Source organism: Bacteroidota bacterium (genome assembly GCA_016213405.1).
Taxonomy (GTDB): domain Bacteria; phylum Bacteroidota; class Bacteroidia; order Palsa-948; family Palsa-948; genus Palsa-948.
In genome coordinates, this window is record JACRAM010000071.1 from 1 (window position 1) to 14,945 (window position 14,945).

Below are 14,945 nucleotides of genomic sequence, written 5' to 3' on the forward strand. Positions count from 1 at the left end.
ACACTCCGATACATTGTGATGCCAGTACCATATCTCCTCGCTCGTGTCTACCATGAAGTAAACATACTCTTTTGCGCTTCGCGCAACGGCATTTCATCCCTGTGGCAAGACCACAGGGAGTTCATGCCGGGGTCATTAAAGAAATTCTACAATCTTCTCGAGTTTTATTCCGCGCGAACCTTTTATCAGGATTAGGGAAGAAACCCCTCCCTTTCCCTCCCCGAAGGGGAGGGTTTTTATTTTTGAAACAAGCTCATCTGAATTTTTAAAGAGGAAAAGGTTAGAAAAAGAAATTTTTAATTTTGACATCGCTTTAGAAAATCTTTCTCCAACCATGATTACATTCTGAAATTTCTTCTCATAAATCAATTTTAAAATATTTTTGTGCTCTTGTATTTCATATTCACCAAGTTCGAGCATATCACCAAGTATCAGCCACTTGTTTTCTTCTTTCATCTCATAAAAATTTTCAATGGCAGCACGCATGCTGGAGGGGTTTGCGTTATACGCATCAAGAATAAGTGTGTTATTGTTTGTTCTTACAACTTGTGAGCGATTATTGGAAGGAGTGTATGTTTCAAGCGCCTCTTTAATTTTTTTATTATCTATTCCGAAATACTTGCCTACACAAATCGCAGCTGCAACATTTTCAAAATTGTATTTGCCAATGAGCCGAGATGAAATTATTTCATTTTCATATTCTATTTTTAGAAATGGATTCGAATCTATACACTGACATGTACAAAAATCTTTTTGTAAAATTCCGTAAGTTATTTTTTCTATTCCTTTTGATTCTGACATTAATAATTCATTCTCAGAATTGATAAATAACTTTCCGTTTTTTGTTCCGACAAAATCATACATTTCTGTTTTTGCTTTCACAATGTTTTCAAAACTTCCGAACTCGCCAATGTGCGCCTTTCCGATATTGGTAATTATTCCGTAATCGGGCTGGGCTATTTCACAAAGCATTGCAATTTCTCCTATGTGATTCGCGCCAATTTCAATCACTGCAATTTCAATGTCAGGGGTAATAGAAAGAAGTGTCAGCGGTACTCCGATATGATTGTTAAGATTTCCGGAAGTGGCAAGAACTTTATACTTCTCTGATAAAATACTTTTGATTAATTCTTTAGTTGTGGTCTTTCCATTGCTACCTGTGATGGCGATGAATGGAATTTTTAATTGAGTGCGGTGATATTTTGCAAGTTCCTGCAAAGTCAAAAGGCAATCCTTTACTAAAATATAATTGCCATTATTGAAATACTTTGTTTCATCATCAATAACAGCATAACTGCATCCCTGCTGAAGAGCTGATTCAGCAAAATTGTTCCCGTTAAAATTCCCTCCTCTCAATGCAAAAAAAACAGAACCTACAGGTATTTTCCTGCTGTCAGTCGTAATATGAGAATTTGTTTTGAAACGAGAATAAATTTCTTGTATGGAGGGAAATTTCATTTGCTGTAAAAGTACGGAAACAAAAAATCCCGTCACTAAATGTGGCGGGATTTCCTGATATGCTATTTAAAATTATCTTTTCTTACTGCTGCCCATTCCCTGAGGACTTCCTATACGTGCCATTGAACAACGAAAGCCAAGCCATGCGAAATCCTGGCGCTGATCCAGAAATCTGCGTGTGCCGGGAACCATCCAATAGGCTCTGTCCTTCCAAGAAGCTCCTTTATACACATGTGCTTTATTATTGACAAGCGACATTTGATATTGTTCTTTTGGGTTTTGGTCAGGAAATTTAGTTTTATCAACCGGATACTGATACATTTCAAAATTTGCTTCTCTGTCTGTAGCGGGAGGGTCTCCATCATACATAATACTTGATTGGTGGTCGCCATCATGATAATTAATATTATCAGCGTACTTATAATTTCTGCGCTCATCAAGGTGGTCTTCCTTTTCCTTAATATCCACATTGCGCATTTTTACAAGACCAGGTCGGCTTATTAAATTGCTATCTGCATCATAAAGAAGCGAGTCGCCCTGGTCAACCATAGTGCCGTCTTCATCCTTTATTGCTGTTTGAAAAACATTGCCACGGAATGGTCGGAAATCATCCATATCCATATAAGTAAGAGGGCGGTATACGTCCATCACCCATTCGCTTACGTTGCCTGCCATGTTATATAATCCGTAATCATTGGGCCAATAAGAATAAACAGGAGCTGTAATATCGGCTGCGTCATTTAAACGACCGGCAATACCCATGTAATCGCCACCTGTTATTACAAAATTTCCCATGAAGTCACCAATAAATTTATCGTTAGGATTACGCACTGCGTGACCATTCCATGGATATAAACGTCTTTCCAAAATTCGTCCTTCTATAGTATTTCCAATCAATCCGTATGCAGCAAATTCCCACTCAGCTTCGGTGGGAAGGCGGTACTTAGGTAAAAGAATTCCATCTTCCATGCGAACTTTTCTTTCTGTTCCATCGGGACGAGGGATTAATTGTTTTACAACACCTTCATATTTTCCGGCAAAGTAAGCATCGGTATTAAAGTTGTTAGCCAAACTTTGACCAAGATCCCAATCAAGAATTCCTTCGCGGATGAGGATGTACTCATTTACACGATCAGTTCGCCATACGCAGAAATCGCTTGCCTGAAGCCAGTTTACACCCACAACGGGATAATCGCGGTAGGACGGGTGGCGAAGATAATAATCAACATATGGTTCATTGAAAGCAAGTCGTGAACGCCAAACGAGCGTATCAGGAAGAGCTCTTTTATAAATCTCAAAAAAGGTTTCATCTCCGGCATAAATCCTGCTCAGCCAATGAAGATATTCGAGATAATCAAGGTTTCGGATTTCTGTTTCATCAATGTAAAATGAAGAAACGGTTACTCTTTTTGGAATTGTGTTCCAGTCGTAATTGACATCCTGTTCAACACGCCCCATGGTAAATGTTCCGCCTTCAACAAGCACTAAACCTGGCCCGGTTTCCTGCTCTACATAAGGAAGAACTTCGAACCCGCCATTGGCGGCATCGTTGTAATTCCATCCTGTAATAGGTGAGGTTTCTTTGCCGCACGAAGCAAGAAAAACAACACTGCTTGTTAAAAGTGCTACACCTGTAATCTTGATAAGTGTTTTCATATTTTTATTTTTTTATTTACTTTCTAATTATATTATTAACTACTAACGTAAGAGTTCTAAAAATATTTTATATGAATTAAAAGGAAGGGCAACTTACTGTTCTGAACTTTTTATGTCTTGGTCTGCATTTGAAAAGCAACTGGAAAGATATTTCGTGAGAACCAGCTGTTACAATTCCTAATTTAGAAACAGTGATGTCATAACTATATCCCATTTTAACAGGGTCTTGCTGAAAACCAACAAGGGCAACAACAGCATCTTCATTTCTGTACCATAAACCTCCGACAATAGGACCTTTGGTGAGGTAAAGTCCCAGGTTTAATTCTCTGAAATCCTGCTGCTGCTGATAAATAATATTGGGAGAAATATTTGACTGACCATATCTTCCATCAAGAGGAATTACAGCGCCTGCGTGACCGGTGAATTTCATTGGCAGGGGACTATTTGAATAAAGAAAAGCTTCGTCTGGTTCTGCCAGATGAAAAACTGCAAAACCTGCGTAAAATCTTTTACTGAAACCAAGCACTCCAGCAGAAAAATCGGGATAGGAAACTACCTCCTGATTCTTGGTTTCATTTGTATTATAGATGAACCCATATTTGGGATCAATCTGGTCGCCAAAAGTAAGTTTTGACCAATCCAGTTTTTTCTGACCGTAAGTTGCCTGAAATCCAAACGCCATAGAAAATTCACGGGTAACAGCAAGTTGGTAGGCATACATTCCGCTGAAGCGTGTAATGCCCATGGTTCCCATACCCGCCTTGTCATTTAAAAAATGAATTCCCAATCCTCCGGATACAGCCTCAACCCGTGTATCAAATGAAAAACTGGTAGTAACAAAAGTTCCTGTAATATTCGGCCATTGGTTGCGATAATTGAAAATAATTCTGGGACAACGATGACTTCCAGCAAAAGCGGGATTCAAATATATAGGATTTGCATAGAATTGGGTAAAGTGAGGATCCTGTGCTTTGATTTCATTCTTAAAAGAAAAACAAGAAACCAAAAGAAAAAGAGCAGAAAGTAATTTCTTCATTGAGTGCATAAAGTTTATTTTCCCTATAACAAGCTAAAAGTCAAATAATTTTATAAAAACAAAAATAATTACAAAATATTAATATCATTCCTCCGTTAGCGACATGCAACCTAATTACTACATTTCTAATCTTATCTGAACTACAAAGGTACTAATAATATTGAAAAAGGCAAATTTGAATAAATAGAATTAACCTTTATCCTTAAACTTATAAAAAATATATTATACCTTTGATTATATCGTTTTTATGAAAAATAGAGCTTATTTATTATTTTTTGCTATTTTTTCAATGATTGTATCTTTTGCCCAAAGCAATAGGATTGCTTCATTAAATCAACCCAAACCTGAAAAAATAATTTCATGGCAAAAGTTAGTTACAGATGAAGTGCCGGGACTTGGCAAACAATCTTTTCTTACTTTCCAAAATGCGCAATATGATTTAATCAATCATTTTTTCCCTATTTATTCTGAACGGGTTGCTCTTCCTTATTATACGGTTTCTGCTGATTCCAAAATTTATAATGAAATATATCAGTTGTTAAGTGATTCGGAGAAAACGGTCGTTACCAGTTACGATAGTCAAAAGAAAAACTTTATTTCTGACGGAATAAATCCTGTTGTAACAATTTCTTTGTATAGAAAGAAACCTTATGCTTACATTCAGTTTATTCCGATAAGAAAAAATAAAACAACCGGCAATTTCGAAAAGCTTGTTTCATTTTCTCTGCAGGTAATTCCAGATAACAGTCCCAATACAATAATTAATTCTTCTTCTCAAAAAACGTATGCTTCAAACTCTGTTCTGGCAAATGGAAAATGGTATAAAGTCGCACTTTCTGCAGATGGAATTTATAAAATGGATTATTCCTTTCTGAAGAATTTAGGATTAGATGCTAATTCAATAAATCCTCAAAACATCCGCATTTATGGAAATGGAGGAGGGCAATTACCTTTTGCCAACTCAGGATTTCGATATGATGATTTACAGGAAAACGCTATATATGTTTCCGGGCAGGGAGACAGCAAATTTGACTCTACGGATTATATTTTATTCTATGGTCAGTCACAGCACCGATGGAAATATAACAGCACCGATAATAAATTCCATCACAATCTAAATGTTTATTCTGACACAACTTATTATTTTATTACAGCAGATTCAGGAATCGGAAAAAGAATTACAACACAAAATTCATTAACAACTCCTCCCACAGACACCGTTACAAGTTTTGACGATTATCAGTTTCACGAACTGGAAACCAATAATCTTCTGAAATCAGGCAGGCAATGGTTCGGAGAAACGTTTGACATTCTTACTTCTTTCAACTTCACCTTTAGTTTTGCAAATATTGAAACCTCGTCAAAAGCTTATGTGAAAGTTGAATGTGCGGCAAGGCGCGATTCACCTGGCACTGATTTTTTATGGAGCACTGCAAACGCTTCTTCTTCTTTTAATGTAATGGGCGTTGCAACTTCAAACATTACTTCCACCTATTATAAAACAAACTCGGACACGCTTAATTTTTATCCTTCTTTATCCGGTACTATTCCTGTCACCGTTTCAAAAACAACTCCTTCTCCAGCCATTGGCTGGCTGAATTACATTGAAGTGAATGTAAGAAGACAACTTACAATGAATGGCAGTCAGATGATTTTCAGAGATGTTAATTCATCAGACACAGGAAATGTTTCTCAATTCATTGTTTCAAACGCCAGTTCTGCCTTACAGATTTGGGAGGTTACAGATCCGATAAATACAAAACTTCAGCAAATAAATTTTTCCGGCAACTCTCTTGATTTTACATTGGCTACAGACACACTCAGAGAATTTATCGCTTTCAACGGGCAATCCTTCCTTATTCCAAAGCCACACGGAGAAGTTCTCAATCAGGATTTGCACGCCATGGGACAAAGCGATTTGATTATTGTTACCAATCCGCTTTTTATTGACCAGGCAAATGCACTTGCCAATTTGCACCGAACACAGGACAGCATGACGGTTTCCGTAGCCACCACCGAGCAGACGTATAATGAGTTTTCTTCCGGTACACAGGATGTTTGCGCTATTCGCGATTTTGTGAAAATGTTTTACGATCGCGCTGCGGATTCCACCCAACTTCCAAAGTATCTTCTCTTATTTGGAAGAGGCTCCTATAATTTGAAAACCACTATCAATAATACCAATTATGTTCCTGCTTATGAATCTCTTCTTTCTAATGACCCGACTGCATCTTATACTTCTGATGATTTTTATGGAATGCTGGATAATAATGAAGGCAACTGGGATTCCCCAACTGAACCCGATATGCTCGACATTGGCGTGGGGCGCCTGCCTGTAAAATCTGTGAGCGAAGCTGAACTTGTTGTGAATAAAATTATTAAATACACCAGCGTTCCCGGTTCTATTGAAACAGGAAATTCCTGTTCAACCGATGTATGTTACGGGTTGGGCGATTGGATAAATGTTATCACGTTTTGTGCAGATGATGAAGATAACTCAGACCACCTCAAACAGGCCGACCAGATTGCAGAAAAAATCAGGAACACTCATAAAAATTACAACATTGATAAGATTTATCTGGACGCTTATCAACAGGTATCCACTCCGGGTGGCGAACGGTATCCTGATGCAACCGCGGCACTCAATCGAAGAATGGAAAGAGGATGTTTGATTGTCAACTATACCGGTCACGGGGGAGAACTCGGTTGGGCGCATGAACGGTTTCTTGAGGTTTATCATATCAATTCATGGACAAACCAGTGCAAACTTCCTTTGTTTTTCACAGCCACCTGCGAATTCAGCCGTTGGGATAATCCGGAATTAATTTCTGCAGGAGAATTAACATTATTAAATCCCATCGGTGGAAGCATTGGGCTGATGTCAACCACGCGCGTGGTTTATTCAGGTCCCAACTTTACACTCAACGATAATTTTTACAACTATACTTTTAATCCTCTTCCAAATGGCGAAATGCCTCATCTCGGAGATTTGCATTTGCTTACAAAAAACAGCATGCCACCAACAGCAATCAATCAGCGCAATTTTTCTTTGCTTGCCGACCCGGCTCTTTCGCTCAACTATCCGGACTATTCTGTTGCCACCACAGACATAAATGACTCTCTGGTTAATGTATTAAAACTCGATACCGCCAGAGCCCTGAGCAAAGTATCTGTTAAAGGAGAGGTGCGCGATATGAACGGAAATCTTCTTACCAATTTCAATGGAATAATTTATCCTACTGTTTTTGATAAAGCCAGAAAAATCACTACTCTGTCAAATGACCCCACAAGTCCGCCAAAAACTTTTTACCTCCAGAAAAATATTCTCTTCAAAGGAAAGGCAAGCGTTACAAACGGAAAGTTTTCATTCTCCTTCATCGTTCCGAAAGATATTGCTTATAATTTTGATAAAGGAAGAATCAGTTATTACTCGCACAACGGATATCAGGATGCCAGCGGATATTTTGAAGACTTCATTATAGGCGGAACAGATTCAACCGCACCGCAGGATTATGCAGGCCCTGACATAAAACTTTATATGAACAATGAAAAATTTGCCTACGGAGGAATTACAGATGCCAATCCTAAAATTTATGCCTTGGTAAGCGATTCAAACGGAATCAACACCGCAGGAATAAGCATCGGTCATGACATTACAGCCGTGCTCGATGGAAACACCGTTCAGCCCATTGTGCTGAATGACTATTATGAATCTGAACTAAACAATTATAAAAAAGGAACGGTACGCTATCCGCTGAAAGATCTTGCTGAAGGAAATCATAATCTTACCGTAAAGGTTTGGGATGTTTACAATAACTCCTCTTCCACATCCACAGAATTTGTAGTGGCTTCCTCTGCCGAACTCGCACTTAAGCATGTATTGAACTATCCGAATCCCTTCACCACAAAAACTTCTTTTTACTTTGAACATAACAAATGCTGCACAAACATGGATGTGCAGATTCAGATATTTACCGTATCAGGCAAACTCATTAAAAGCATTTATCAGCTTATAAATATGGATGGCTACCGTTCTTCACCCATTGAATGGGATGGCACCGATGATTATGGCGATAAAATAGGGCGCGGAGTGTATGTTTACCGCCTGCGCGTTAAAGCTTCGGGCGAAACTGCCGAGCAGTTTGAAAAGTTGGTCATTCTTAAATAAATTTCAATAATTGATATATATATTTAAAACAATTATATGAGAACTTAAAATACTGATATGGATATTTGAAGTCCTGATACACATATTTGAAATACTTATACGGGGACTTGGAATATTGATGCGTGAACTTGAAATATTGATACGAGAACTTTAGATACTGATACGGAAACTTGAAATACTGATACGAAAACTTTATATATTGATACGGCAGTTTGAAACTTTTATCTAATTTTGCCTATCTCAAAACAAAATCTATGCTGAAATTAGACATACACACACTCTGCCGCCTGCACAACCAGCCTAATGCGCGCGCTTACCTCAATAAAAGTGGCTTTTCCTATTGGGTTTCGCACAAATTTGCCAAAAACAAAACCAATTCCATTTCGCTTCATGATTTAGAACTGCTGTGCAAAGTATTCAAGTGCACTCCCAACGATTTATTTGAATGGATTCCAGATGCTCAGGAAAAAGATACCCCCGATAACCCGCTGTCTAAACTTAAAAAATCAAAAGTTGAAATAAACCTCAACCAGATTCCTTTGGAACATCTGAAAGAAATAGCCAAACTCATCAGAGAGAAAAAGTAACGAATTTATAATGGAACAAATTCAGAACTCCTTGTTCCTTCTCAAACCTGACTACTTTCGCTATACCATACAATAAAATAATATCTTTGGCGTTCTTTTCGCAACAATATATATTATCCCTGATGAAAATAATCAAAACCCGTCAGATTCTTCCTCTTCTGTTTATTTCTGTTGCGGGAAGCATTTCTATTCCTGAAAAAACCTTTGCTCAGCAGTTAACCACCGACCAGCTTCTTGGGCAACTGAACACCATTACCACCGCTGTTCCTTTCCTTCTTATTGCTCCTGATTCGCGAGCTGGCGCCATGGGCGATGCTGGCGTTGCTTCTTCACCTGATGCAAACTCCATGCACTGGAATCCATCCAAGTATGCGTTTGTAAAAAAACAAACCGGCATTTCCATTTCTTATACTCCCTGGCTCAGGGCGCTTGTTCCCGATATAAACCTTGCTTATCTTTCCGGATATTATAAAATGAAAAAGAACGGAACTGTTGCCGCTTCGCTCCGTTATTTTTCTCTTGGAGATATTACGTTCACGGATATTGTCGGAAACACAATCGGCCAGTTTCGCCCAAATGAATTTGCAGTTGATATGGGTTATGGCACAAAATTAGGCAACCATTTTTCAGGAGGCGGTGCCATCCGATATATTCATTCGAATCTTACCGGAAACATTACTGTTCAAAATTCGGCAACACATTCAGGAAATTCTGTTGCTGCCGATGTTTCAGGATATTATCAGGGCGATGAAAAAGAAATCAGCGGAAAGCAATCCATCTGGCGCTTTGGAGCTAACATCTCCAACATAGGAGCAAAAATTTCTTACAGCGATCAGGGCGAAAAAGATTTCATCCCCATCAATATGAAACTTGGCTCTTCGCTTCACATGCAGTTGGATGATTACAACGAAGTTTCTTTTCTGCTTGACATTAATAAACTTCTGGTGCCTACACCAGACAGTACTGGAGATTCTCAAAGCAAATCTGTTGTGAGTGGCATGATCGGCTCATTCAGCGATGCTCCTGCGGGTTTCAAAGAGGAATTGCGTGAAATAAATATTGGCGGAGGATTTGAATACTGGTATGCGAAACAGTTTGCCCTGCGCGCAGGATATTTTAATGAGCCCTCCACAAAAGGCGGAAGAAAATTTATTACACTCGGGCTTGGAGTGAAGTACACCGTGTTTGGTCTTGACTTTGCGTATCTCATCCCTACCGAACAGCGCCATCCGCTTCAGAACACACTTCGATTTACTCTTTTGTTCGACTTTGATTCCTTTAAAGATAAAGACGCTTCGCCAGGAAGCGGAGATGCCGACAGAAAAAATTAATAAAGAACTGATGAAGCAATTCTTTGTATGAAGATACGCGTTGGTTTCGGTTATGATGTGCACCCGCTGAAAGAAGGAAATGATTTCTGGCTCGGAGGAATAAAAATTCCGCATACAAAAGGAGCAGTCGGACATTCAGATGCCGACACATTGATTCATGCCATTTGCGATTCGCTGCTAGGCGCTGCCAATCTGGGCGACATCGGCACGCATTTTCCAAACACTTCGGATGAATTCAAAAATATTGACAGCAAAATACTTTTGAAAAAAGTTGTTGCGCTCCTGAAAAAAGAAGGATACGAAATCGGAAATGTAGATTGCACGCTTTGCCTTGAAACGCCCAAGATAATGCCCTACGTTCCCGATATGAAAAAAATTCTTGCGGAGACGATGAAAATGCCTCTCAAGAATATTTCCATCAAAGCCACCACTACTGAAAAGCTCGGGTTTGTTGGACGTGAAGAAGGTGTTTGCGCCTATGCCGTTTGCCTGCTGATGGGTTATTGAAAGCCCATCCCCAACCCTTCCCAAAGGACAACCGTAGGTTGCTAGCGTAGCGCTGAGAAATAGTAATTTTACATTCACAAATTCCTCTCCCCTTGGGGGAGAGTTAGAGAGGGGCTTTTTATGTATATCTATAATGTAACGGTTACGATTGAATCTGACATCCATGATGCATGGCTGAAGTGGATGAAAGAAGTCCATGTGCCTGATGTGATGCGTACAGGATTTTTTGTTGAGAATAAAATCTGTAAACTGATAACTGAAGGATCAGAAATCACGTATGCAATTCAATACACGTTCCGCAAGATGGATGATTTGAATGCCTATCAACACACCCACGCTCCGCGATTACAGAAAGAACACGCTGAAAAATTCAAAGACAAGTTCGCCTCCTTCCGAACCATTCTTGAAATCATCTGATGTCGAATATTGTTTCTCCCAAAAAGCATCTCGGACAACATTTTCTAAGGGATGAGAACATCGCTAAAAAAATTGTCAGCTCACTTTCCAGAAAAGATGATTATAAAACTGTCGTAGAAGTTGGTGCGGGCACAGGCGTTCTGACAAAATATCTTCTGCAGGAAAAAGATTTTGAAACGTATGTTGTTGAAGTTGACAGAGAGTCAATTGCATTCCTTAAAAAAAACTTTCCTCAATCAGAAGGAAGAATAATTGAAAAGGATTTTTTAGACTTTATGCCTGAGTGGCTTCCATCAACCATCAACCCCGTTGGAAATATTTCCTACGGGGTCAACCATCAGCCATTAGCCATCATTGGGAATTTCCCATACAACATTTCCTCACAGATTCTTTTCAAAGTGCTGGAATATAAAAATCAGATTCCTGAAGTGGTGGGAATGTTTCAGAAAGAAGTAGCAGAACGAATCGCCTCACCGCCAGGAAATAAAACGTATGGAATCCTCAGTGTGCTGATGCAGGCGTTTTACAAAATTGAATTCCTGTTTACAGTAAACCCGCAGGTATTCAATCCTCCACCCAAAGTAAAATCGGCTGTTATTCGTCTGACAAGAAATGATGTGAAGAAATTAGATTGCGATGAAGAATTATTTTTTCAGGTAGTAAAAGCAGGATTCAATCAGCGAAGAAAAACTTTGCGAAATGCAGTCGGTGCAAAGTTTAATGTGAAAAATTTGGAATCAGAACTCCTGAACAAACGAGCCGAACAACTTTCAGTAAATGATTTTGTAGCTCTGACTCAACTAATTTCTACTTAAGAGAGCCTATGCTATCCAGTTCCTGCGGGCTCAAACTCGGAGGCATAATATTGTTCTTGATTTTATATACCACCAGTTCAGCGGCTTTGTGCGCCTGTTCTTTTGTATGAAAACCTCGCATTCCATTGATAGCCGGAATATGCGGCTGGTGATTATACACTGCATCATAGATTAAGATGTTGTAGCCGAATCCCGTAAGTTTAGGATCTTGCTTCACCGTATCATTATTGAAAACCTGTATGTCAATCTTCGCGTTCTTGTAAGGGTTGTCTGCAGGTTTTTTATTTTTCTGCGCTTCCTGCATTTCCTTCATTTCTTTTTCTTCCATTGACATGGGATTTTCTGACTTGGCTTCAGAAACAGAATCTTTGGTCTCTTTATTGGCTTCCTCTTTGCCGTTGCTGCATGAAAACAGGAAGAGGATTGCAGGGAGAAAAATAAAATATTTTTTCATATAAAGATTGTTAGTGAGCGAATATACAATTTCTATTTTTTCTTGCCGAAGTATTCTTTCATAGGATTCCAGTAATATTCTTTCCATCCCTTAATGATTGCTTGATGATCGGATTCCGGAACTCCGGAATGGGTGAACACCAGACGTGTTCCTCCTTTAATTTTACTGAACCGAAAAGTTGCTTTTGCGAAATGTCCCTTTTCCCAATTCTGCGCATGCCACGACTGAACAATTTTTTCCCCCGGCTTCAATTCAAGATTCACGCCTCCGTGATAACCGTCATAAGCATAATATTTTCCACCTACATTTTTACTGATGACTGCTTTTGCTCCAGTAAATGTGCTGTGTTTCTTTGAATCCATCAATGCATCGTATACTTCTTGTGGCGACACATTAAAAGCAACTGTTTGTTTTATTGTTTTTGTTTTCATTTTTTTAGATTACACAGATTAATAATTCATAATTACACCGATTTCATCTTTCGTATTTTTCGTTCGGTTTTGCTTTTCGAGATTTACCAACTTCCTCCTGCTCCTCCGCCTCCAAAACTTCCTCCGCCAAATCCTCCAAAACCACCGCTGCTTCCGCCACCAAAACCTCCGCCTCCAAAACTTCCCCAGCCACCGCCATAATAAGTTCTTCCTCCGCTTGTGATGGTATGTCCGCGGGAATTTTTGAATACAAAAACGAAAAGCAATATTAAAATAAATACGCCAATAAAAAACCACGGTAAGCTTTGCTGATTATTTTTTTGATAATCCTGATAATTAAATTCTTTTTTCGCCAGAGAAATCAAAACATCTGTGGCGGCATCAAGACCGTTATAAAAGTTTCCGTTTTTAAATTGCGGAATAATTTCATTTTCCACAATTCGTTTTGCTGTGGCGTCAGGAACAACTCCTTCGAGCCCGTAACCGGAAGCAATGTAGGCATCGCGCTGCCCCGAACCTCCGGTTGGTTTAATCATTATCACAATTCCATTATCAAACTTTCCCTGCCCCACTCCCCATTGTTCACCGAGGCGCGTACAAAATTCATTCGGGTCATATCCGCACAAATCATCTACAATCACAATCACAATCTGGTTGGAAGTTTCTTTACTGAATTGGACGAGCTTATTTTCCAGCATCTGTTCTTCATCAGCAGAAAGAAAATCAGGAAACTCTTGCGAAAGATTATTGACAAGCCGGGGCGGTGACGGTTTGGAAGGAATGCAATTGTCAGAAGCAAAACTAAAAGAAGCCAGAAGCCAGAAGCCGGAAGCCAGAATAAGTTTTTTCATTGCTTACCGAAGGTTACTTCATTTGAAAGCTCATCTTTATCGGTTTCGGAATGAGGAAAATATTTTTTCAACTCAGCTCCTGTCATCATAATTCCTTCGCAAAGCCCTTCGGTGAATCTTTTCTGCCTGAACTGTTCCAGCATTTTATCTCTTACTGAATCCCAGAATCCTTCAGGAACATTTTTGTGAATGCCTTCATCTCCTATCACGGCAAATTTTTTATCCTTGAGTGCGAGATAAAACAAAACACCGTTTCGCAAAAGGGTTTTATGCATGCCAAGTTTATGAAAGGCAAGCGTGGCACACTCCACTTCTTCGCCTTTGCACCGTCTTTCAATGTGCACGCGGATTTCTCCTGAAGTGTTTTCTTCAGCTGATTTAATAGCAGATTCTATCTGCTTCACCTGATCAGCTGAGAAAAAGTTTTTGGAAGAGAACATTTTTTATTTTGTATCGTCATTGCGAGAAGAAAAATGTCCAGTGGACATTTTGACAAGCAATCTTTCTGTGAGATTGCTTCCAACTTCGTTTCACTCGTTGTCGCAATGACGTATAATTATTTTGTATCAAACTTTACCGTTGGCGCTTTCTCCGCTCCTGCATCCGATTCAAAGTAGGCACGTTTTGCTATGCCGAACATTCCGGCCCAAAGGTTTTTTGGAAAGGTGCGGATGTAGGTGTTCAATTCCTGAGCTGATTCATTGAATCTCATTCGCTCGGTAGCAATTCTGTTTTCTGTTCCTTCCAATTGAGATTGGAGTTCTAAAAAGTTTTGGTTGGCTTTTAAATCAGGATATTGTTCAGCCACCACAAGCAACCTTGAAATTGCAGAGCCGAGATTGTTCTGCGCCTGCTGGAAATTTTTTATGCTTGCTTCATCTAAATGGCTGGGATCAATTTTTACTTGTCCTACACTTGCGCGCGCTTCGGTCACCGCCACAATGGTTGACTTTTCAAAGTTTGCATACCCCTGAACGGTATTCACCAGATTCGGAATCAAATCCAATCTGCGCTGGTATTGATTTTCCACCTGCTGCCAGTTGGCAGTTACGGCTTCATCCATGGTGACCATTGAATTATACGAGCCGCATCCTGAGAATCCGATCAACAAGATGATAAACAGGAATCCGCCCCAGACTAAAAATTTTCGCATTTGTGGTGTCATTGGAAAAAAGTTATTGAGTTGTTGAGTGATTGAGTGATTGAGTTATTGAATTGGAAAGCGAAGGTAAAT

General features: G+C 39.3%; 14 protein-coding genes. 6 read left to right on the forward strand and 8 right to left on the reverse strand.

Annotation, left to right across the window (positions count from 1 at the left end; translation table 11 throughout):
• Window positions 1–135: 135 nt before the first annotated feature.
• The 3 genes from HY841_08910 to HY841_08920 form a co-directional block, all read right to left on the reverse strand.
• Entirely contained in the window at window positions 136–1,458 is a 1,323-nt protein-coding gene (locus tag HY841_08910; protein ID MBI4930867.1) for a UDP-N-acetylmuramoyl-tripeptide--D-alanyl-D-alanine ligase, read from the reverse strand.
• Between the two features lie 72 nt (window positions 1,459–1,530).
• A complete protein-coding gene (gene gldJ, locus HY841_08915; protein ID MBI4930868.1) occupies window positions 1,531–3,114 on the reverse strand; it encodes a gliding motility lipoprotein GldJ in 1,584 nt (527 codons plus the stop codon).
• 76 nt (window positions 3,115–3,190) lie between these two features.
• Window positions 3,191–4,150, reverse strand: a complete 960-nt coding sequence (locus tag HY841_08920) for a type IX secretion system membrane protein PorP/SprF (GenBank protein MBI4930869.1) — start codon at window positions 4,148–4,150, stop codon at window positions 3,191–3,193.
• 247 nt (window positions 4,151–4,397) lie between these two features.
• On the opposite strand from HY841_08920, the gene porU reads away from it, so the two are divergent.
• The 6 genes from porU (at window position 4,398) to rsmA (ending at window position 11,975) form a co-directional block, all read left to right on the forward strand.
• Entirely contained in the window at window positions 4,398–8,318 is a 3,921-nt protein-coding gene (gene porU / locus HY841_08925; GenBank protein ID MBI4930870.1) for a type IX secretion system sortase PorU, read from the forward strand.
• A 254-nt stretch (window positions 8,319–8,572) separates the two neighbouring features.
• A complete protein-coding gene (locus HY841_08930) occupies window positions 8,573–8,905 on the forward strand; it encodes a helix-turn-helix transcriptional regulator (protein ID MBI4930871.1) in 333 nt (110 codons plus the stop codon).
• Between the two features lie 122 nt (window positions 8,906–9,027).
• Window positions 9,028–10,236, forward strand: a complete 1,209-nt coding sequence (porV, locus tag HY841_08935; protein MBI4930872.1) for a type IX secretion system outer membrane channel protein PorV — start codon at window positions 9,028–9,030, stop codon at window positions 10,234–10,236.
• 27 nt (window positions 10,237–10,263) lie between these two features.
• The gene (locus HY841_08940; GenBank protein ID MBI4930873.1) at window positions 10,264–10,743 is read left to right on the forward strand and encodes a 2-C-methyl-D-erythritol 2,4-cyclodiphosphate synthase; all 480 of its coding nucleotides are present in this window, start codon (window positions 10,264–10,266) and stop codon (window positions 10,741–10,743) included.
• Between the two features lie 120 nt (window positions 10,744–10,863).
• Window positions 10,864–11,160: a DUF4286 family protein gene (locus tag HY841_08945; GenBank protein MBI4930874.1), complete on the forward strand. Its 297-nt coding sequence runs from the start codon at window positions 10,864–10,866 to the stop codon at window positions 11,158–11,160.
• A complete protein-coding gene (rsmA, locus tag HY841_08950; protein ID MBI4930875.1) occupies window positions 11,160–11,975 on the forward strand; it encodes a 16S rRNA (adenine(1518)-N(6)/adenine(1519)-N(6))-dimethyltransferase RsmA in 816 nt (271 codons plus the stop codon). The genes HY841_08945 and rsmA overlap by 1 nt, the downstream gene beginning before the upstream one ends.
• On the opposite strand, the gene HY841_08955 is transcribed toward rsmA, so the two are convergent.
• The 5 genes from HY841_08955 to HY841_08975 all read right to left on the reverse strand — a co-directional run bounded on the left by HY841_08955 (window position 11,968) and on the right by HY841_08975 (window position 14,864).
• Window positions 11,968–12,429 (reverse strand): DUF4907 domain-containing protein, encoded by a 462-nt coding sequence (locus tag HY841_08955; protein MBI4930876.1) that lies wholly within the window; start codon window positions 12,427–12,429, stop codon window positions 11,968–11,970. The two genes, rsmA and HY841_08955, sit on opposite strands and share 8 nt — an antisense overlap.
• Before the next feature lie 32 nt (window positions 12,430–12,461).
• A complete protein-coding gene (locus HY841_08960; protein MBI4930877.1) occupies window positions 12,462–12,860 on the reverse strand; it encodes an SRPBCC domain-containing protein in 399 nt (132 codons plus the stop codon).
• 83 nt (window positions 12,861–12,943) lie between these two features.
• The gene (locus tag HY841_08965) at window positions 12,944–13,711 is read right to left on the reverse strand and encodes a TPM domain-containing protein (GenBank protein ID MBI4930878.1); all 768 of its coding nucleotides are present in this window, start codon (window positions 13,709–13,711) and stop codon (window positions 12,944–12,946) included.
• Complete coding sequence (locus tag HY841_08970; protein MBI4930879.1) at window positions 13,708–14,151, reverse strand: TPM domain-containing protein; 444 nt, start codon at window positions 14,149–14,151, stop codon at window positions 13,708–13,710. Before HY841_08970 ends, HY841_08965 begins: the two co-directional genes overlap by 4 nt.
• 116 nt (window positions 14,152–14,267) lie before the next feature.
• The gene (locus tag HY841_08975) at window positions 14,268–14,864 is read right to left on the reverse strand and encodes a LemA family protein (protein ID MBI4930880.1); all 597 of its coding nucleotides are present in this window, start codon (window positions 14,862–14,864) and stop codon (window positions 14,268–14,270) included.
• Window positions 14,865–14,945: the final 81 nt, after the last annotated feature.